18 protein-coding genes and 1 other RNA gene are annotated in these 19,559 nt (G+C 54.2%); 1 reads left to right on the top strand and 18 read right to left on the bottom strand.

The annotated features are described in order from the left end of the window. The first annotated feature begins 2 nt into the window (after positions 1-2). Positions 3-2,084, top strand: coding sequence for a S8 family peptidase (locus tag ACI48J_RS08330; RefSeq protein WP_405082434.1), 2,082 nt, complete (start codon positions 3-5; stop codon positions 2,082-2,084). A 361-nt stretch (positions 2,085-2,445) separates the two neighbouring features. Here ACI48J_RS08330 and rnpB read toward each other — a convergent pair. The 18 genes from rnpB to yqfD all read right to left on the bottom strand — a co-directional run bounded on the left by rnpB (position 2,446) and on the right by yqfD (position 19,541). Next, an RNA gene (gene rnpB, locus ACI48J_RS08325) (RNase P RNA component class A) lies at positions 2,446-2,860 on the bottom strand. An 80-nt stretch (positions 2,861-2,940) separates the two neighbouring features. Then, a complete protein-coding gene (locus tag ACI48J_RS08320; RefSeq protein ID WP_405082433.1) occupies positions 2,941-4,056 on the bottom strand; it encodes a Nif3-like dinuclear metal center hexameric protein in 1,116 nt (371 codons plus the stop codon). Next, complete coding sequence (locus ACI48J_RS08315) at positions 4,032-4,790, bottom strand: tRNA (adenine(22)-N(1))-methyltransferase (protein WP_405082432.1); 759 nt, start codon at positions 4,788-4,790, stop codon at positions 4,032-4,034. The genes ACI48J_RS08320 and ACI48J_RS08315 overlap by 25 nt, the downstream gene beginning before the upstream one ends. Positions 4,791-4,793: 3 nt before the next feature. Next, entirely contained in the window at positions 4,794-5,621 is an 828-nt protein-coding gene (locus tag ACI48J_RS08310; RefSeq protein ID WP_405082431.1) for a hypothetical protein, read from the bottom strand. An 82-nt stretch (positions 5,622-5,703) separates the two neighbouring features. Then, positions 5,704-6,690 carry an alpha/beta hydrolase gene (locus ACI48J_RS08305; protein ID WP_405082430.1) on the bottom strand — a complete coding sequence of 329 codons (987 nt, stop codon included), beginning with the start codon at positions 6,688-6,690 and terminating at the stop codon, positions 5,704-5,706. Positions 6,691-6,749: 59 nt separating this feature from the next. Further along, a complete protein-coding gene (gene rpoD / locus ACI48J_RS08300; RefSeq protein ID WP_009671652.1) occupies positions 6,750-7,874 on the bottom strand; it encodes an RNA polymerase sigma factor RpoD in 1,125 nt (374 codons plus the stop codon). A gap of 39 nt (positions 7,875-7,913) precedes the next feature. Continuing rightward, the gene (gene dnaG / locus ACI48J_RS08295; protein WP_405082429.1) at positions 7,914-9,740 is read right to left on the bottom strand and encodes a DNA primase; all 1,827 of its coding nucleotides are present in this window, start codon (positions 9,738-9,740) and stop codon (positions 7,914-7,916) included. Between the two features lie 61 nt (positions 9,741-9,801). Then, a complete protein-coding gene (locus ACI48J_RS08290; RefSeq protein ID WP_326050075.1) occupies positions 9,802-10,245 on the bottom strand; it encodes a YaiI/YqxD family protein in 444 nt (147 codons plus the stop codon). Positions 10,246-10,348: 103 nt separating this feature from the next. Next, positions 10,349-11,176, bottom strand: a complete 828-nt coding sequence (locus tag ACI48J_RS08285) for a pyruvate, water dikinase regulatory protein (protein WP_326050076.1) — start codon at positions 11,174-11,176, stop codon at positions 10,349-10,351. Positions 11,177-11,405: 229 nt separating this feature from the next. Then, positions 11,406-12,152, bottom strand: coding sequence for a DNA repair protein RecO (gene recO, locus ACI48J_RS08280; protein ID WP_326050077.1), 747 nt, complete (start codon positions 12,150-12,152; stop codon positions 11,406-11,408). Positions 12,153-12,201: 49 nt separating this feature from the next. Continuing rightward, positions 12,202-12,348, bottom strand: a complete 147-nt coding sequence (locus ACI48J_RS08275; RefSeq protein WP_326050078.1) for a YqzL family protein — start codon at positions 12,346-12,348, stop codon at positions 12,202-12,204. A 112-nt stretch (positions 12,349-12,460) separates the two neighbouring features. Then, complete coding sequence (gene era / locus ACI48J_RS08270; protein ID WP_042230034.1) at positions 12,461-13,360, bottom strand: GTPase Era; 900 nt, start codon at positions 13,358-13,360, stop codon at positions 12,461-12,463. A 17-nt stretch (positions 13,361-13,377) separates the two neighbouring features. After that, positions 13,378-13,782: a cytidine deaminase gene (locus ACI48J_RS08265; RefSeq protein WP_405082428.1), complete on the bottom strand. Its 405-nt coding sequence runs from the start codon at positions 13,780-13,782 to the stop codon at positions 13,378-13,380. Between the two features lie 63 nt (positions 13,783-13,845). Next, the gene (locus ACI48J_RS08260) at positions 13,846-14,547 is read right to left on the bottom strand and encodes a diacylglycerol kinase family protein (protein WP_405082427.1); all 702 of its coding nucleotides are present in this window, start codon (positions 14,545-14,547) and stop codon (positions 13,846-13,848) included. After that, the gene (ybeY, locus tag ACI48J_RS08255) at positions 14,544-15,080 is read right to left on the bottom strand and encodes an rRNA maturation RNase YbeY (RefSeq protein WP_326050085.1); all 537 of its coding nucleotides are present in this window, start codon (positions 15,078-15,080) and stop codon (positions 14,544-14,546) included. The genes ACI48J_RS08260 and ybeY overlap by 4 nt, the downstream gene beginning before the upstream one ends. Before the next feature lie 33 nt (positions 15,081-15,113). Continuing rightward, entirely contained in the window at positions 15,114-17,330 is a 2,217-nt protein-coding gene (locus ACI48J_RS08250; protein ID WP_405082426.1) for an HD family phosphohydrolase, read from the bottom strand. A gap of 42 nt (positions 17,331-17,372) precedes the next feature. Continuing rightward, on the bottom strand, positions 17,373-18,344 hold the full coding sequence (locus ACI48J_RS08245) for a PhoH family protein (protein WP_042230044.1): 972 nt from the start codon (positions 18,342-18,344) through the stop codon (positions 17,373-17,375). A 6-nt stretch (positions 18,345-18,350) separates the two neighbouring features. Then, the gene (yqfD, locus tag ACI48J_RS08240) at positions 18,351-19,541 is read right to left on the bottom strand and encodes a sporulation protein YqfD (RefSeq protein WP_405082425.1); all 1,191 of its coding nucleotides are present in this window, start codon (positions 19,539-19,541) and stop codon (positions 18,351-18,353) included. Between the last annotated feature and the right edge of the window lie 18 nt (positions 19,542-19,559).

Genomic DNA, 19,559 nt, shown 5'->3' with positions numbered 1-19,559 from the left:
CCATGCGACGCCCCACTGCCGCCCTAGGCGGCATGATACTCGGCAGCCTGCTTGTCGTAACAAGCGCCTGCCAGACGAAACCCGAAGCAAGGAACGTACAGCCGGAAGCCGAGCTGAAATATAAACAAGCGCTTGTCGAACAGGATGTCGCCGTAACCGACCAATTGTGCCGGAACCAATGCCTGCTCCATGTTAACCAAATGTATGCTTCCCTGAACCAAGCCGATCCTAAAAAGATCAAAGAAACGCTGAAGGACATGCAGAGCAAGCACGGCCACATTATTATGCTGAACTGGATTCCCGCGAAGTCTGATCCGGGTGCTGCACCGGGCACATCGCCTTCTTCTGTTCTATCCAACAGTTCCACCAAGACCGGTTCGGGCACATCCGGCGGCTCCGGTACTGCCGGTGCTCCCGAAACTCCCGGCGCATCTTCGGCTCCGTCCGGACCGGACGCTTCCGGTCCCGCTGCCGGCGCTTCCGAAATCGTCTCCGGCAAACTGTCCAAAGAACTTGCCAAGAGCGCCCGGCCTTATATCGAGGAGGCGAAAAAAGCGGCCTCGCAAGGAACCGCTTATCAGTCGCCTAATTTCACGGTAGCGGATAAACCGTACTTTGTGCTGAACGTGCCCGCTCCCGACAAGAAAAGCTCAGTCGTTGCCGTCGTACGCCAGCATATTTTGCAGGAGGTTTCCAATCATCAGCGTAAAAATCTCCGCCTGCAATCTTTCCATTCCGATAAAAGCCGCTGGAAAATCGAAAGTGTCGATACCGACACGCTGCGCAGCAAACGGGTGACTCATCCCGACGACCATGAAGGCACCAGCCATTACGAGCGTCATGACGTTGTGGTCCAGTTTAACCGTCCTCCGCGCGAAGCCGAGCTGTCCCGTATCCGGACCGAGATCGGCGCTACCAAGATCAAGCTTATCGGAAATACGTATATTATTACCGCCCGCAGCCTCGAAGCCAGGCAGCTAATGGATTATTTCCGCAAACGCCAGGATGTCCGCTTTGTGGAGCCTCACTATATTTACGAAACGAATGACTTGTCCCGGGGCACCAAACCGCTAAGCTGGTTTTTTGACTGGTGGCCCGGCAGCCGAAGAGATAATTCCGGACCGGCACGTTCCGGAGCCGGGGAGCAGGCGGCCGAGCAGCCGGACGTCATTCCCAATGACGTTCTTTTCAACAAATATCAGTGGAACCTTCCGATCACGAATACGCTGAAAGGTTGGAATTTCAACAAGGGCACTCAGGATGTCAAGGTTGCGATCGTGGATACGGGAGCCGACGTCAATCATGAGGACCTGAAAGGTCAGCTCATCGCAGGCTACAACGTCCTGGATCCGACCGCGCAGCCGATGGATGATGTCGGACACGGCACGCACGTAGCCGGAATTATCGGCGCTCAGGTTAATAACGGATTGGGAGTAGCCGGTATGACCTGGTATAACAAAATTATGCCGGTCAAGGCTCTGGACAGCAGCGGGGTCGGCAGCACGTATGCCGTTGCCCAGGGAATCATCTGGGCCACCGACCACGGCGCCAGGGTGATTAACCTCAGTCTCGGCAACTACGCCAGCTCGGATTTCCTGCACGATGCCATCAAATACGCTTACGACCGCGACGTGGTCCTGATCGCCGCAAGCGGCAACGACAACACGGAACGGCCGGGCTACCCCGCGGCTTACCCCGAAGTGTTCGCGGTAGCCGCTACGGATTCAAGCAACGGGCGGGCGTCTTTCTCGAACTACGGAGACTATATCGACGTCGCCGCTCCGGGCGTCAGCATCGCCAGCACCTACCCGCAGAACCAGTACGCGGCGCTCTCCGGCACATCCATGGCCTGTCCGCATGTAACGGCACTGGCGGCCCTGCTCCGTTCGGCGAATCCTTCCCTCAAAAATACCGAGGTGATGGAGCTGATGCGCCAGACAGCCACGGATATCGGAGACAAAGGCCGCGACACTTACTTCGGGTTCGGGCTCATCAATGTCGACAAAGCCGTGGAAGCCGCCCTTGGCCGCGGTCCCGTACAGGCCGGCTTTCCGGGCACGAAACCGGCGCCCGTAGCCCCGTAATTATGCTGTCCTGTCCTGGGGACATGTAAGCCGGGGGCTGCGGCATCAAACCCTCCCTGCGCCCGGACCAAGGCCGCATTCAAGCCGAGGCTCCAGACAAATAGCCCGGGGATAAAACAAAAGACCCCCTCTCGTATCGGAAATTGCCGCAACCGCACCCGTAAGCTCCCAACGCGCGTCGCGCGTCTCCGACCGGGATACATTCAAGGCCAAGACTGAGGAGAATGGGCCGGGTGATAAACTATAACTCCGCCGTACTTTAAAAGTATGAAAGAAGCGCGAAAAAAATAGCGTGCCGGCGCACAACTCAAAAACCGCCTCGTTATCCGAAGATAACGGGCGGTTTTTCGATGTCGTAAGGATGGAAAGCTTGCCGTAAGCCGGGTTCTGTACTTCCGGTGGTGCATCGGGCTACGATACCCTCCCACCATTGAAGTGACAATCATCTATCTAGGCCATACATTGCTATACAGCTCAAGCGACCAACCCGGACGCGCCTCGGGCTAAGGCTGTCTGTCAGGCAAGCCTGCAGACCGCGTCCCATTAGGTCTTGCTCCAAGTGGGGTTTACCAGGGGTAAAGTCACCAGTACCCCTCGTGGTCTCTTACACCACGGTTCCACCCTTGCCTGTGCGTCTTGCGACGCCATCGGCGGTCCATTTCTGTGGCACTATCCTTCAGCTCGCGCTGACTGGACGTTATCCAGCACCCTGCCCTATGGAGCCCGGACTTTCCTCTCGCGATGCAAGCATCGCCAGCGATTGTCTGTCAAACTTTCCGAGAACATTTGCTAGTATACAGGTTATCGGCGCCGAATTCAACAACGAATGACTGGGAATGCAGCCAATTCGCGTTTTTTAGAGGAATTGGAACGGTTCCGTACTCGGTTCCGATGCCGCCGCAACCGTTTCGTATTTCTTTTCCGCAAGCGCGCGGTTCATGTAATCCGCTACCGCGCGCTTCATGATTTTCTCGACGTTATGCCCCACGTCGATCAGGCACATGCCGGCGGCCAGCGCGTCGTGCGCGGTGTGGTAATCGATGTCCCCGGTCACGAGGACATCGGCTCCCGCGAACATCGCGCCGCGCACATACCGGCCGCCGGAGCCTCCCAGCACCGCCGCCTTACGGACGGTGCGGTCCAGATCGCCGACGACGCGCACCATCGGCACGTCGAAGGCCTCCTTCGCGGCGGCGACAAGCTCGCGCAGCGTAAGAGGCTCCGGCAGCTTGCCGGCGCGTCCAAGGCCGAACGTACGGCCTTTGAGGTCCATCGGATAGAGGTCGTAAGCGACCTCTTCGTACGGATGCGCCTTCAGCATCGCCTGCACAGCCGCCCGCTGGATGCCCGCGGGCACGATCGTCTCTACGCGCACCTCGTCCGCGCGCTCCAGTTTGCCCCGCTCGCCCAGGAACGGCTTCGTGCCCTCGCGGGGCATAAACGTCCCCGTGCCGGGAATGTTGAACGAGCAGTGGCTGTAGTCGCCGATCCAGCCCGCTCCGGCCTGGAAGAGAGCCTGCAGTACCTTCTCGTGATGGCTTTCCGGCACGAAGACGACAAGCTTGCTGAGCTTCTCCGTGTGAACCTCGTCCAAAGGCACCAGGTCCTTTAAGCCGAGAGCTTCGGCCATCAGGTCGTTGATGCCTCCTTCCGCCACATCCAGATTCGTATGCGCGATGTAGACCGCGATATCGTTCTTGATGAGCTTCTCGTACAGCCGGCCGGCCGGCGTATCCGTCTGCAGGTGGGCCAGAGGTCTGAAAATGATCGCATGATGCGCGATAATCAGATCCGCGCCCGTCCGGATCGCTTCATCCACAACCTCGTCGGTAACGTCCAGCGCCACGAGGATCTTTTTGATTTCCTTCTGCAAGGTACCGAGCTGCAAGCCGATTTTATCGTCAGGCACCGCGTAGTGCTTGGGCGCCAGCTTTTCGAACAATTGAATTACGGTTTGTCCTTTCGCAAACATTCCAGGACCTCCTTGATACGCGAGATTTCCGCCTCCAGCTCGGCCCGCTTCTCTTCCGCATTTTCGGAAACCGAACGGTCCAACTGTCTGCGGATCATGGCCAGTTTATCGAGTTCGTACTCCCATTTCGCAAACCATACCGCCGGGGGATCCTGAATCAGATAGGGACCCATCTGCAGGAGCGTATCGCCGGTTACCCGGAGCCCGCCAAGAAGACGATCCGCATATAACGCGGCATCCCCCTCATCCTCCGGCTTCATCCGAACGGCCAGCAAAATTTCATAAATTTTGCCGTCCTCCTCCAGAATGGTCTCGCCGGCCAGGTGCCAGCCGTGACTGCGCAGCCATTTGCGCACGATGTCCTCGCCTACGTTCGGCTGCAGAATGAGCGTGGTCACGCCTGCAAGCTTGTCCTCGCCCGCATCGAGAATGGACGCGATCAATGCCCCGCCCATTCCGGCGATTGTCACCGCATCCGCTTCCCCCGGCCGCAGCACGGAAAGGCCGTCCCCGAGCCGGACTTCGATCTGTCCGCTAAGATTGGCATCACGGACCTGCCGCTGCGCCGCCTCGGCCGGACCGCGATTCACTTCGCCCGCAACCGCAGACGGAACAGTGCCCTGCTGCACCAGAAAGGTCGGCAGCAGGGCATGGTCGGATCCGATATCCGCAAGTTTTGCCCCTTGAGGGACTTTTTTCGCAATTTCCAATAAACGTTGAGACAATTTCACCATATTTTAAGCAACCCATTCCGTCCAATTTTTACGATAAGCAAACAGCGCGATTCCCGCCGCCGCCACTTTACCCGCAAGCGAAAGCTGAAGAAGCTGCTGCGCAGAGGTGCCCCAGGCCAGTCCGAACAGCTCGGGCGCGATCCATACGGTCGCTCCCGCTAGCAACAGAACCAGGCCGGGTTTCTTCCAGCGGTGCTGAATGAGCCACCCGATCCACATGAGGATAAAAGAAAGCGGGAGCCAGGCAAGCTGCAGCTTGTACCAGGTAGCAGGCTCCAGACGCTGGCTTAATACAAACCCATACGTAATAAGCAGTGCCAGCCATCCGCAGTATTGAAGCAGCGGCGTCCGCCCGAGAAGACCGACAAGCAGCCAGACGAGTCCGCAAAGGGCTACGAAGGACCCGAGGTACAACTGCGCGGTCAAGCCGTTACCATAAAGGATCCAGACTCCGAAACCGATCAGCGACGCCGAAGCGATGCCCGTCGAAAGCTGGGCCCTGAAAGGCTGCTCTTCTTTTTGCCGGAAGCCGATTATATACCAAGATACAACAAATACGGCGGAAACGCCAATTTGCAAAGAAATTCCAAAAGAGTTAAAATTAAGTAATGTCAAGGATAAAACAATGATAGTCACGACGGCTGCTACCCAGAATTTCCAATGGCTCCCCCGGATGGATTTGGTCGATATGCCCAAAACCCTTCTGGAATGGTCCGCACCCGTTTCCATGTACAAATTGAGCAGAAAGTCGCAGTACTGTGCGGGCAGAAGCTTAGATCTCCGCCAGTGTTCGATTTCTTTGATAATAGCCGTTCGTTTCTCGTCATCCATTAGCTTCACCTTCCCAACAACTTTATCGGTTCGCCGCCTTCCGAATTTGAGAAGGAAATCCGATGAGCCTGCATTTGCGGATTTAAGCTTCTGACCGTGCCTGCAGGACCTTTTGTTTTTCTTCCAGGCATTGCTTGGCGAAATCGGTCACCCTGCTCCGGTAGCCGTCCTTGTCCGTCATAAAAGCAAGCCCGTGTCCCGCACGGGGCACCATGAACAGATCTTTGCCCGCGGGAGCCGCCTTATACAAGCCGTGCACCATAAAAAACGGGACGAACGTATCCGCTTCTCCATGGATAAAAAGAATCGGCTTTTCCGTACGCTTTACCTGCTTCAGCGCAGAAGCTTCCCCGAAGAAATAGCCCGCTTTTATTTTGCAGATCAGGCTGGTAAGGGGAATGAGCGGAAACGCGGGCAGCTTGAACATCCGTTTGAGCTGGTAGCTCAGAATGTCTTTGACGGACGTATAGGAACAATCCGCGATGATTCCTTTCACCTGTTCCGGAAGTCTTTCGCCGCCTGCCATCAGTACCGTCGCGCCGCCCATGGATACGCCGTGGAGCAGAATCCGGGCGTCTTCGCCGCTCCGCTGAAGAATGTAGCGGACCCAGTTGACGTAATCCAGCCGGTCCGTCCAGCCAAAGCCGATATACTCCCCTTCGCTCTGCCCATGACCCCGGTTGTCCGGCATCAGCACATTATATCCGAGCTCGTGATGAATTTGAGCGAAGCTGGCCATGTCCCTGCCCTGCCCGGAATAGCCGTGCGCCAGCAGCGCCGTTACGTCCGAAGGCCGCTCGGCTTCCAGGTACCAGCCGTTCAGACGAAGGCCGTCCGCCGATTGAATGGATACCTGCTCGAGCGTCTGCCGGGCAAGCCAGTTATCCGCCGTAGCCGGTGACGGATCTACCGCGATTTCTTCCATGTGACCCGCCAGATCCGGGCTGTTCTGCAGAAATTCCTTGCTGCTCCGGCGTATCCCCAGCCCGAACATATAGAAGGCTGCCGCTGTCAAAGCCACAGCAAGAACCGCAAGTATGCACAAACTGATCAACAGGGTCTTTGACATTTCAACATTCCTCCTTCTATTTGAAAAAAAGAAACCCGCCGGAGGCGGGCATTCGGATTCTATTCAAGGAAATCTTTTAACCGTTTGCTGCGGCTCGGGTGCCTCAGCTTGCGAAGCGCTTTGGCTTCGATCTGGCGAATCCGTTCACGGGTAACCCCGAAAACTTTGCCCACTTCTTCTAGAGTCCGGGTACGCCCGTCATCCAGACCGAAGCGAAGACGAAGCACGTTTTCTTCACGCTCGGTCAGTGTATCGAGGACATCTTCAAGCTGTTCTTTAAGAAGCTCGTAAGCCGCCGCATCCGCCGGTGCCAGCGCTTCCTGATCTTCAATAAAGTCGCCCAGATGGGAATCGTCCTCTTCACCGATCGGAGTTTCCAGGGATACCGGTTCCTGCGCGATCTTCATGATTTCGCGGACTTTATCCGTGCTCAGTTCCATTTCCTTCGCGATTTCTTCCGGCGTCGGTTCACGCCCCAGTTCCTGCAGCAGCTGACGGGATACCCGGATCAGCTTGTTGATGGTTTCCACCATGTGAACCGGAATACGGATCGTTCTCGCCTGGTCGGCAATGGCGCGCGTAATGGCTTGGCGAATCCACCAGGTGGCATACGTACTAAATTTATACCCTTTGGTATGGTCGAATTTCTCCACCGCTTTGATCAGACCCATGTTTCCTTCCTGGATCAGATCCAGGAACAGCATGCCCCGTCCGACATAGCGTTTGGCGATGCTCACGACGAGACGAAGGTTCGCTTCGGCCAAACGTCGCTTCGCTTCCTCGTCGCCTTGCTCGATTCTTTTCGCCAGATCCACTTCATTCTCTGCCGAAAGAAGGGGAACACGCCCGATCTCTTTCAAATACATCCGCACCGGGTCATTGATTTTGATGCCCGGCGGGAGAGTCAGATCATCTTCAAAGCTGAATTCATCGTTCTCTTGATCGCCCTCGGGACGCATTCTTCCCTCGTCCTCATCGGACTCGTTCCCTACGTCAATTCCCATTTCGGACAATTGTTCGAAAAACTCGTCAATCTGTTCCGGATCTTGATCATAAGGAGCCAGCCGTTCTGTGATGTCTTTATAAGTGAGCGAGGAGCGCTTCTTGCCTAACTCGATGAGCTGCTCCTTTACCTGCTCCAGGGTCAACTCGGTTTCGATCTCAGTATGTTGATCGTTCGCCATAATCCAACTCCCTCCTCCCTAGATTATCCGGAACCTGCGTTACGAAAATTTAAGCTGTTTCTCTAGGGCAATAATTTCACTAAGAATTTGCGCAGCCCGCAAAGGATCCCCTGAGCGCTCCGCACGGATCATTTCTTCTTTTTTTCTGGATATTTCCTGCTGCTTCGGATATTTTTTGATTTCTTTGATGTAATCGTCGATGACGACTTCGTTCACTCCGTGGTGCGCGCCCATCATCGCAATGGAACTCGCCAGATTTTCGAGCTTGTCGTCCTGAATCATCGCCATGTAACGACTCACGCTCGGTGTGGAGTTTTGGGCGTAAAAAGCATATAAATAAGCCGCCAGAACGGCATGAGCATCCACGTTAAATTCGTCGCCTAACCGTTCTTCCACATAGGCGCTAACATCCCGATCGTGCATCATGACGGCTAGAAGCTGCCGTTCCGCGTTATGATAAGCCGGATAAAGCGGCGCTTTTGGCGTTTCTTTCCTATTATGCCTACCATTATTCCACGGAACGTCGATATTATCCCTGACTGTCCGGTTTTTTTCCGATTTCATCCGGAGGTTGGCCAAATCTTGCTTGAGCGACTCGTAAGAGGTCTCAAACTCCCCGGCGAGCTGTTTTAAATAATGCTCCCGTTCGATCGAGCTCAAGTCCGCAATCATCTTCAAGGCCGTTTGCTGGTAGCGTATCCGATCGCCTTCCTCCTGCAAACGGAAATGCCGGCGAATGTAGTGCAGCCTGTATTTGATCGAGGGTACGGCGTAATCAATGATTTCCCGTACAAATCTCTCGGAGCCGTATGCAGTAATGTATTCATCCGGATCTTTGGCATCCGGAAGCATAGCCACTTTCACTTCGCAGCCTGCTTGTTCCAGCAGGGGGATTGCCTTGTAAGCCGCATTCTGTCCGGCCGAATCTCCGTCGTAACAGATCACGACCCGTCCGGCGTTGCGCCGGATCAGTTCCGCATGCTCGGGGGTCAGCGCGGTACCCATCGTACCGACACCGTTTCTCACCCCAGCTTCCCAAGCTTTTACCACATCCATGTAACCTTCAAACAATACCATGGTATTCGTTTTCCGGATTTGCGGACGTGCCTGGTGAAAATTATACAGCACACGGCTTTTGTTGAAGAGCATCGTCTCAGGGCTGTTCAAGTACTTAGGCTGCACATCCCCGAGCGCCCGGCCGCCGAAGGCAATGACTTTGCCCTGCGCGTCCCAGATCGGGAAAATCACTCTGTCCCTGAACTTGTCGATATAACCGTCTCCCTCGGAACGGGCCGAAACGAGCCCTCCCCGTTCCATCAGCGGAAGATCGTAACCCGCTTTCTGAAGCTGCTGTACAAGCGTATCCCACATGGCGGGAGCATATCCGATCTGAAAAGCGTCGATCAATTTATCCGACATCTGCCGGTTGCGCACATAATCGAGTGCGTTCTTGCCTTGATCGGTATTCATTAGAATATAACGGTACAGTTTGGCCGCTTTCTCATTGGCCTCCAGCATTTTGGACCGGTCCTTCTGCTGCGGGTTGTCCGCGGACAATGACTCCTCCCACGTAACGGGGATATCCACTTCCTCCGCCAGGTGCCGGACGGCTTCGGCAAACGTGTAGCCTTCGATTTCCCGGAGAAACTGGAACATATTGCCCCCCGCTCCGCATCCGAAGCAGTGGTAAATCTGTTTCTCGGGCGTTACCGTAAACGAAGGCGATTTTTCCGAGTGAAACGGACAAAGCCCCTTTAGGTAGTGGCCCTGTTTGGTCAAATGGACGTACTTTCCTATCACATCGGCAATGTCATGACGCTGCAGAACAGCTTCGATCACTTCATCCGGAATGCGTCCGTAACCCATTTCCCCCACCTTCAATCCTTATAAAAAAGCTTCTTGTGCGGTAAACAACTATACGTATTCGCTAAACAGGCCTATTCTCCTGCAAACGAAGTAAAACTTTTGTCAAACCGTGTAGAAAAAATTCGCGATCCTCGTCCGTAAAGGGCTTCGGTCCTTTGGAATGCTTGCCTCCACGGCGCAGTTTGCCCTGTGTATGACGCCGGTCAAGAAGAAAATCAATGGTCCGGTCGGTATATTCCTGTCCGCGGTTCGAGAGGCATACCGCCCCTTTGCCCAGACCGATGGCGGCCAGACCGAAATCCTGCGTTACCAGGATATCTCCGCGCCGGATATGATTGGCGATAAACAAATCGACGGACTGGTCCGAACGGTCGACTTGGATCACCTCAATCCCTTCCTGCTCCTTCAGCCGGTGGTCGAACGAAGCCACCATAAGCACGTGAACCGAATACCGCGCGGCCGCCCGGATGATCTCGGGCTTAACCGGACACGCATCCGCATCCACGACAATTTGAAAGGATGAATGTTGAATGAATAATGCCCCCGATACCTGCTAATAGTCCTGCTGTACTAGTATATACGCTCATCGCGCGAAAAATCCTGCAAGTTCAGGATAAATGAGGATGACGCCGGATTTGTTCGAGAACCAGGCTCGCCGTTTCTTCGACGGCGCGGTTGGATACGTCGATGACGTGGCATCCGATCCTGGAAAGCACCGTTCCCGCGAACTCCAGCTCTTGTTTAATACGTTCCGTTTTGGCATAAGTTGCATTGGACGCGAGTCCGAGAGTGCGCAGCCGTTCCCGGCGGATCGCGTTGAGTTTATCCGGGTCGATAAGCAGGCCGATCACCTTGTTTTTAGGCACTTTGAAAAGAACGTCGGGCGGCTGCATTTCGGGAACGAGGGGCACATTAGCAACTTTGTATTTTTTGTGGGCCAGGTACATGGAAAGCGGAGTTTTCGACGTGCGGGATACGCCGACTAGGACGATATCCGCCTTGACGATCCCGCTGAAATCGCGGCCGTCGTCGTATTTGACGGCGAACTCGATCGCCTCCATTTTTTTGAAATAATCCTCATCCAGAGGATGGTTGCCTCCCGGCTGATGGCGAGCCTTGCGGTTAAACGCTTTTTCGAACGTTTGAATGAGCGGCCCCAGCAGATCGACGTAAGCGAAGCCCGCTTGTTCCGCTCTCTGGGTCAAATAATCGCGAAGCTCGGGAATGACCAGCGTAAACGCGATGATTCCCTGCTGACGGGCGACTTTGGCCAGGAGGCGGTCGATTTCCTCCGTATCATGCACAAAAGGAACCCGCTCAATCACAACCGGGGCGGGATAAAACTGCAGCGCGACGGCATTGACGACAGATTCTCCCGTCTCTCCGATCGCATCCGATACCACATAAACGATAACCGGATTGTTTGAAGGATTCATAAAAGTTGTCCCTCCCTGTACCTATTCGGGAATAGCTAAGCGGAAACGAAGACAAAAGGACCGTGGTAGCTTCGAAAATCAAAGCGGCCGCCACGTACGACCCTAAGGTCCCGGCGGTTTATCACCACGGCAACATTGTAGTACTCTGTTCTTCCAGTTATCCGTACCAGTTACTGCTTCCAATCACTTACTATAAGGAACCCGCTTACGTTTGTCAAACCAGCAGGTTTTAAATATTGTACTTATCCATCTGGTCCAAAAAGCTTCTGGCCTTCCAGCGGACATCCACGTGGGCGTCCATATACAGCCTCATGCTGTGTTTCAGCTGAGATTTGGTAGAGGGCTTTACGTTAACATTGCCGATCCGGCTGAGATCGACCTGCTGTAAAAGGCGCATAAGCTTCAGCGTACTTTCCGTCACGGCCGCGGCATAAGGATCAAGATGCTTGCAGCGGCTGCACATTGCGCCGCCCGCTGCCGCGCTGAAAGCGGCAAGTTCTTCCGTGCGCCCGCAGGACGCGCATTTATCGAGAATCGGCGTATACCCGGAGGCCGCAAGCATCTTAAGCTCGAAAACATGCGCGACGATCTGCATATCCTTCTCCTGCTCGATAGCCATGAGTCCCGCTTCCAATTGATCGAACAAGAATAAACTGCGATCCTCCTCTCCTAGCATCCGGTCAACCATTTCAACCAGGTAAGAGGCATACGCAGATTTATAAAGATCTTCTCTCAATTTGTGATGGGGTTCTATGATCTCCCCATGGTTAAGCGTTCCAAGCTTACCCTGTCTATAAAAAACGTAATCCCCGTACGTGAACAGCTGGGTGACGGCGCCGAGCCGGCTCTTCACCTTCTTCACTCCGCGCGCGATCACCCCTACTTTGCCCAGTTCACGGGTATAGATCGTAATAATTTTGTTTCCTTCCCCGTAATCGACGCTACGGAGAACAATCCCTTGCACCCGGTTCAGCATGTCTCATGCGCTTCCTTTCCGGAAACGCCGGATCAGTCTCCAGGCGTTCTCAGGCTTCGACCGAATGCACGGCTTCCTGCTCTGGCTGCATCAGCTCTTCTCCTGCAAATTCGGGATCAGACGCTAAATCTTTGTACAGCAGGTAAGCGTCCACTTCCCCCGTCGACCAAAAATACTGCCAGGTAAAATCTCTCACTCTGGATCATCCTCTCTCCGTAAGATGTTCGTGTTGATGATTACCCTTAGGATGTACCCGTTGAAGCAGTTTATGCCCGGCAATTAATGGAACGGCGGGGAAAGCCTTGCGGTTACTCGTTTCGGAAGCCCAGATCCCGCAGCACACGTTCCTGATTGCGCCAGTCTTTTTTGACTTTCACCCACAACTCGAGGAACGTTTTGGAGCCGAGCAGCGCTTCGATATCATGTCTCGCCTGCTTGCCGATTTCTTTCAGCAGCGAGCCCTGCTTGCCGATAATAATGCCTTTCTGCGAATCACGCTCTACGTAAATGACGGCTGAAATATGAACCACGCCGTTTTTTTCGACCTTCATATCCTCGATCGCTACCGCGATGGAGTGGGGAATTTCTTCTCTTGTCATATGGAGGATCTTCTCGCGGACAAGCTCCGCGCAAACAAACTGCTCGGGATGGTCGGTTATCTGATCCGCGGGATAGTACTGCGGGCCTTCCGGCAAATATTTAACGACCTGTTCCAGCATCGTGTTCACATTGTTGCCGAGCAGAGCCGAAACCGGTACGATTTCCGCGAATTCGTACAGATCTTTATAGGTCGTAATGATCGGCAGCAATTCTTCGGGATGCACTTGATCGATTTTGTTCAGCACTAGAATGACCGGTGTTTTAACATTCTTCAGCTGCTCGATGATATAGCGGTCTCCGCCGCCGATTCCTTCCGAAACGTCGGCAAGAAACAGAATGGCATCGACTTCCCCCAAAGTGCTGTGGGCAACTTTCATCATGTAATCGCCCAGCTTGGAAGACGGTTTATGAATACCCGGCGTGTCCAAAAATACAATTTGGGAATTGTCGGTCGTATACACGCCGTGAATTTTGTTGCGTGTGGTCTGCGGCTTATCGGACATAATCGCGATCTTCTGACCGATTACCTGGTTCATCAGGGTGGATTTCCCTACGTTCGGCCGTCCGATAATCGAAACGAATCCGGATTTGAATTTTTCTTTGTTCATGCTGGTATTATTTCCTCCTAGGACTGCAAATCTTTCGACGTAAACGCGCTAGGCAGCAGTTCACCCGTTGTCGTTACGGTATAGTCACCTCTTAAGTTGCCTAAAATAACGGGCATGTCCGGTCCACAAAGTTCGATTAAAACCTGCCGGCATACCCCGCAAGGGGAAATCGGACCTTCCGTATCGCCTATAACCGCGATAGATTGGAAGGACCCCGGCTTGTGCCCGTCCGCGACGGCGCGGAAAACGGCAGTGCGTTCGGCGCAGTTCGTCGGCCCGTAAGCCGCATTTTCGATGTTGCAGCCGTGATGGACGTGACCGTTCTGATCCAGCAGAGCGGCACCCACCCCGAAATTCGAGTACGGGATGTAAGCTTTCAGGCGTGCCTGCCGCGCATGTTCCAGCAGTTCTTCCGGTTTCATAAGGCATCTTTTCCTTTCCGTTAAACCACAAAATGTAACCATTCAGGCCGGCCGGTCAGGCATCTACCCCCAGCCTCTCCACAACCAGGCAAGCAGGGTGACGGCTGCCCCGATAACGGAACCGAGCAGCAGGGACGACAGCGCCCGGTGCTTCCGCTCGGCCAGAACCATCAGGGCGAGCGCCGCAAGCGTGCCGGAGAGCAGCGTCACGATCGTCTGGCCGGCGATCACGGCGATCAAAGTCGCAAGCGCCGCCAGAACCGCCGCCAGCAGGCTGGGCCGGACCAGCTTCCCGCGGTCGCTGAACCTTGTCTCGATTACAATCGTGACAAGAGCGACAAGCGCGATAAGCGTCCATATCATGCCCGGCATGTTGGCTGCGGCCGCCTCCTGCGCCCTGCGGAGCATCCGGTCCACAGGTCCGTAGAAGACCACCATGCCGACGACGACCGCGAACAGGGCAGCCACGAGAACGGCCCCGGCCGCCGTGTCCTTCGCGATCTTCGCCAGCGGGTGCAGACCCGGCATGGCCAGATCCACTGCCTTTTCCACCGCCGTGTTTATCAGTTCGGTCATGATGACAAGAACGACTGCCAGCAGCAGGAAAAGCACATCCCAATGCGGCAGTCCCAAAATTACGGCGGCCAGAAATACAAGAAAGGCAACAACGAAATGAAATTTCATGTTGCGCTGAGTATCAAAAGCGTATTTAATTCCTTCGTAAGCGAAGCGAAAGCCCCGCAGAAAACGCTGAAAGGAACTCAACGGGTAAGCCCCGCTTTCTGCAGGATCTGTTCCTGCTTCGCGAACATTTCCCGTTCGGCCTCCTCGTTGTCGTGATCGTATCCGATCAGATGCAGAAATCCGTGAACGAATAAAAATCCGAGCTCGCGCTCCACGGAATGGCCGTATTCGTCAGCCTGCGCTGCGGCCCGGGGAACCGAAATGACGATATCGCCGAGCGGCTCCTCAAAGCCTTCTTCCCCGTCCCCGTCAGCGCCGGCATCGCCTTCCGCCGAATCTTCATCCGGCTCTTCCTCGCCGTATAGAATAGCGGGTTCGTCCTCCCCCTGCTCCAGCATCGCAAAGGACAGAACGTCCGTCGGACGGTCGATGTTCCGGTACGTGCGATTCAGCTCGTGAATCGTCTCGTCGTCTACAAACGTCAGGGCGACTTCCCCGTCCTCAACGCCTTCCTCTTCTCCTGCAAGCTTCAGCAGCTCTTCCAGCTTCTCGGCGAATTTAGGCGAGATCGGCAGGATGTCCTGCTCGTCGTTCCAGGCTAAAATCAGGGCCACGTTTAATTCCTCCTAGATGTATAGGTCAAATGGTTATTTCGCTTTGGCGGGAAGCTCGCTCGGATATTCGATCCGGGAGTGAAAAATGCCCAGCAGAGATTCGTTCAGCGTCTTCGCGATGGTGTCCAGTTCTTTCAGCGTCAGATCGCAATCGTTAAACTGGCCGTCATCCAGACGGGATTTAATGATTTTGCGGACCATCGTATCGATCTGCTCGATGGTCGGATTGCGCAGGGAACGAACCGCCGCCTCCACGCAATCGGCGATTCCGACTACGGCCGCTTCCTTGCACTGCGCTTTGGGCCCCTCGTAACGGAAATCCTCCTCGCGCACTTCACGGCCTTCTTCCTCGGCCAGTTTCCTTGCTTTGTGATAAAAGAACGTAAGCAGCGTCGTTCCATGGTGCTGCTCCGCGATATCCCGAATCGGCTTCGGAATGTTGTATTCCTTAAGCATCTCTACCCCGTCACGTGCATGGGCGGTAATAATGCTTTTGCTCAGCGCGGGATCGATACGGTCGTGCGGATTTTCGATATTCGTCTGATTTTCGATAAAATAGCTCGGCCGCTTTGTTTTGCCGATGTCATGGTAGTAAGAACCGACCCGGCACAGCAGACCGTCCGCTCCGATGGATTCGGCCGCCGATTCCGCGAGATTACCGACCATGATGCTGTGGTGATACGTCCCGGGCGTCTCCGTCAGCAGCTTGCGCAGTAGCGGATGATTCGGATTCGAAAGTTCCACGAGCTTGAGCGGGGACAAGATCCCGAACGCCGTCTCGAAAAAGGGCAGGAGCCCGATTACAAACACGGCGGTAAGAATACCGCTGGCAGCCGAAAATGACAGCGAGTAAAGCATATCTTGGCGCGTCACGTTATCCAGAAGCATCAGCGAAATGATCGTAATCATGCCGATAAACGAGATGAGAATTCCCGCTTTCAGAATGGAGGAGCGCTGGCTGGCCTTTTGAATAACGAAGACCGAAGCGAAACACGTAACGAGCGTGACCAGCCCGTATCTGTAATCGAATAGCTGGGTCCCGTGCATGTTGAAAATAATGCTGGACATAATGCTGAACAGGACACTGGCGATAAAGGCGAGCTGCGCATTCAGCAGAATCGTGATCAGCATGCTGCCGATAGCTGCCGGCGCCAAATATCCGATGAACGGATATTCCGGATTTTGCCCAAGGGCCACCACTTTCATGCCGATCATGTTAATGGCGAAAATAAGAACGAACATCAGAAGCTGTGAATTGTTCGTCCGGATCGGCAGCGTACTCTGCCGAACGAACAGATAGATCATCATAACGAACAGCAGGCCCAGCAGCACGAGACCGACGTGAGGCCAATAGTTCGCTTTCTCCTTAAGCAGCTCGGCCGCTTTCAGACGTTTATAGATCTCGTCGGTAATAACATCGCCCTCGTTGACGATAATGTCCCCTTGGTTGATATAAACGGGCTTGACGTTCTCGCGGACTTCGCCTCTCGCATCGTCCGTTGCTTTCTGATCCAGAAACTTATTGGGCGTGATGACGACTCTGGCGATTTCCTGAACCAGTTCGCGCAGCGTATTTTTGGACAAGTCGGACGAATTGACGAGCTCGGCTACCTTCGCACGGGCCGTCTGGGCATCCGAAATCTGATCGCTCATCAGCTTGGAAACAATTTCCCGGGTAATGGGCGCCATCGCAGCTACATCTTCCTTGGTTAAGCGCGGAAATTTGTAATAAATTTCTTCCGGAATCCGATATTTCTGGTCGCTCACTTTGGAATTGATTTCATCGATCAACGCTTCGTTGCCGAAATTATTTTCGCCGATTGTCCGAATCGCCGTTTTTTCCGTATCCGAAATAATCGCCGGAATAACGGTCCGGTAGACGCTTACCTTATCTTCGAACTTTACGTCGGGATCCGCATTGATCTGCAAAATCCGGTCGTAAATCGCATCGATCATCGCTTCGTTCCGAAGATTCGCGATTTTATAGACTGGTTGCAGCTTCTTGGCCGCATCTTCCTTCGCTTTCTCGGTCGCCACAGAGTTTTCGATCTGGAAAGGGGCATAGATGTTCTTTTCCGCAACCGCGCCCAATTTGATGTCAAATGTCTGTGGAATAAGCCTGGAAAACAAAGTCACGCAGAAAATGAGCAAAAGCGCGAAAAGCAGAAGCAAGCGAACCGGAAAACTCGTTTTCCAGCCGCTTAGCTTCGTGTTTGCTTGCATATCTTGTACCGCAACTTCTTTTTTCATGATGGAAGGTCATCCCTCTCTTGCCTCTTCGTTCCCTGTAACTCAACCCGATATTAGCGAGTCCTCATTATAAGCGACGATGATTCTTTGAACTAAGGAATGACGGACGACATCCTGCTCCGCAAATGTAATGAATCCGATTTCTTCAATGCCGTTCAGAATGCGCTGCGCCTCGATCAGGCCCGACGTTTTGCCGCGGGGAAGGTCGATCTGCGTCACGTCACCCGTTACCACCATTTTGGAACCGAATCCCAGACGGGTCAGAAACATTTTCATTTGTTCCGGGGTCGTATTCTGCGCTTCATCCAAAATAATGAAGGAATCGTCAAGTGTACGGCCGCGCATATAAGCGAGCGGCGCGATCTCGATAAGCCCCCGCTCCAGCGATTTCACGACCTGCTCGGGGCCCAGAACATCGTTAAGAGCATCATACAACGGACGTAAATAGGGGTCAACCTTTTCCTGGAGGTCTCCCGGCAGGAATCCCAGGCTTTCTCCCGCTTCAACCGCGGGCCGGGTCAGAACGATCCGTTTAACCTTGCCCTCCTTCAAAGCCGTAACGGCAAGAACAACCGCCAAGTACGTTTTTCCCGTACCTGCCGGTCCGATTCCAAACACGATGTCTTTCTTCTGTATGGTGGAGACGTACTGTTTTTGTCCGATCGTTTTAACGCGAATGGGCTTTCCTTTGTGGGTGGTCGTAATCTCCCCTTTGAAAAGCTCCAGCAGTTGATCCGCTTTCATTTGCTTGGCGAGCTCGACGGCATACAGCACATCGCGTTCCGAAAGCGGATACTGGTTGCGGACCAGCTCCAGCAGTACCTCGAATAAATGTTCCAGCTTGCGGACTTCTTCCGCATCCCCCTGAATCGTAAGCTCCGCGTCCCGGGTAAAAATACGCGCGTTCGTTTCCTGCTCGATCAGATGCAGAAAGCGGTCCTGCGGACCGAATACGGCCTGCGCTACCGAAGTATCTGCAAGTGCTACTTTAATGGTTTTAGCGTTTTCTCCCAAAAGGCCTCATTCTCCTTGCTGTACGATAGGTTGCTCTTCCATGATAAATTCTTCCACTTCAAAATGCACTTCCATATAAACTTTACCATTCTCTGATTTTTCATGCAAAATTTTTTCGGTGACGATGCGCGCGTCTTTCCCCGCTTCGCTCATAAGATCGGCCCGGGCCCGTTCCAGACCGATGGCTTTTGCTTCGGCCGGGTCCAGTTTCCGCTCGACCGTTTCGGAAGCCATAAGCTTCTCGCTTAGCCAGCCGACAGGCAGCTTAAAAGAGCGCCATTGGAGCGTTTTCTGCTCCGGAATCGTCTGATAGTGTTCGAACGGAAGCTTCCCGTACCCGCTTACCTGGATCCCTTTGGAGCCGAACACGAGATAATTCCGCGTCTTCGAATCGCCCGTATACGTTTCGTACGTCTGGATCATCGGCACCTCGATTTTGGAGGTGTACCAGACCATGCCTTTCACATATCCGTCCGCTACGACGATCTTCTGATTCGCCTCGTCGCCGAGCGTACCGGAAATAAGCACGTCCCCTTTGCGGACGTAGGCATTGGGCTGGACGAGCGGACGGCCTTTTTTCGCCTGGATTTCCGTCACGACAGCGTGTTTGGACGCCACAAGATTGCGAGGGCTGACGAGCGGTTTTTCTTCCGGCTTGTCCGCTTCGACAATTTTGATCGTAACCTGGGTGCCCTTAATCTCCACTCCGACCCACGATGTGCCGGGCAGTTGGGTTTGCAGGCCGAACGAAAGCTTCTCTGAATCGCCCATCCGGTATTTCCATTGGTGGAGATACAGCCCTTCTTTGCGGGCGGCATCCAGAATGGTTTGGGTCCCGATCTTTTCGTTGCCTTCGACCTTAATTGTCCATACGAAAGAAGACAGAATGAAAAGGGAGGCGATAAAAGCAACGCCGCCGGCCAGGAAAGTTTTACGCTTGGCCAATTTCCGGGCAGCGAAAGGCAGTCCCTCGCGCTTTAGCGGATGCATCCGGCAGCCTGTCTCTTTCAGAAGCGGCCGGAGACGCAGCGCATCCCGGCAAGGCAGGCAGAGCTCGACCAGCCTGTCTCCCGACACCCGTATGTCCCATAACGAAAACCCTTTGGAAAGTGCGCGGTTGATAAACTCCGCCGCTCTCTCGCCCTTCACTTCGATCTTCACGTATCCCTGTATCCACTTTAACACCGCCGATTGCACGCCGAAACTCCCCTTTCC

This window comes from Paenibacillus chitinolyticus, assembly GCF_045038035.1.
In the GTDB taxonomy this organism is placed as follows: Bacteria; Bacillota; Bacilli; order Paenibacillales; family NBRC-103111; genus Paenibacillus_F; species Paenibacillus_F chitinolyticus_A.
Note: the sequence above shows the minus strand (reverse complement) of the source record. Positions and strands in the feature narration are given on the sequence as shown.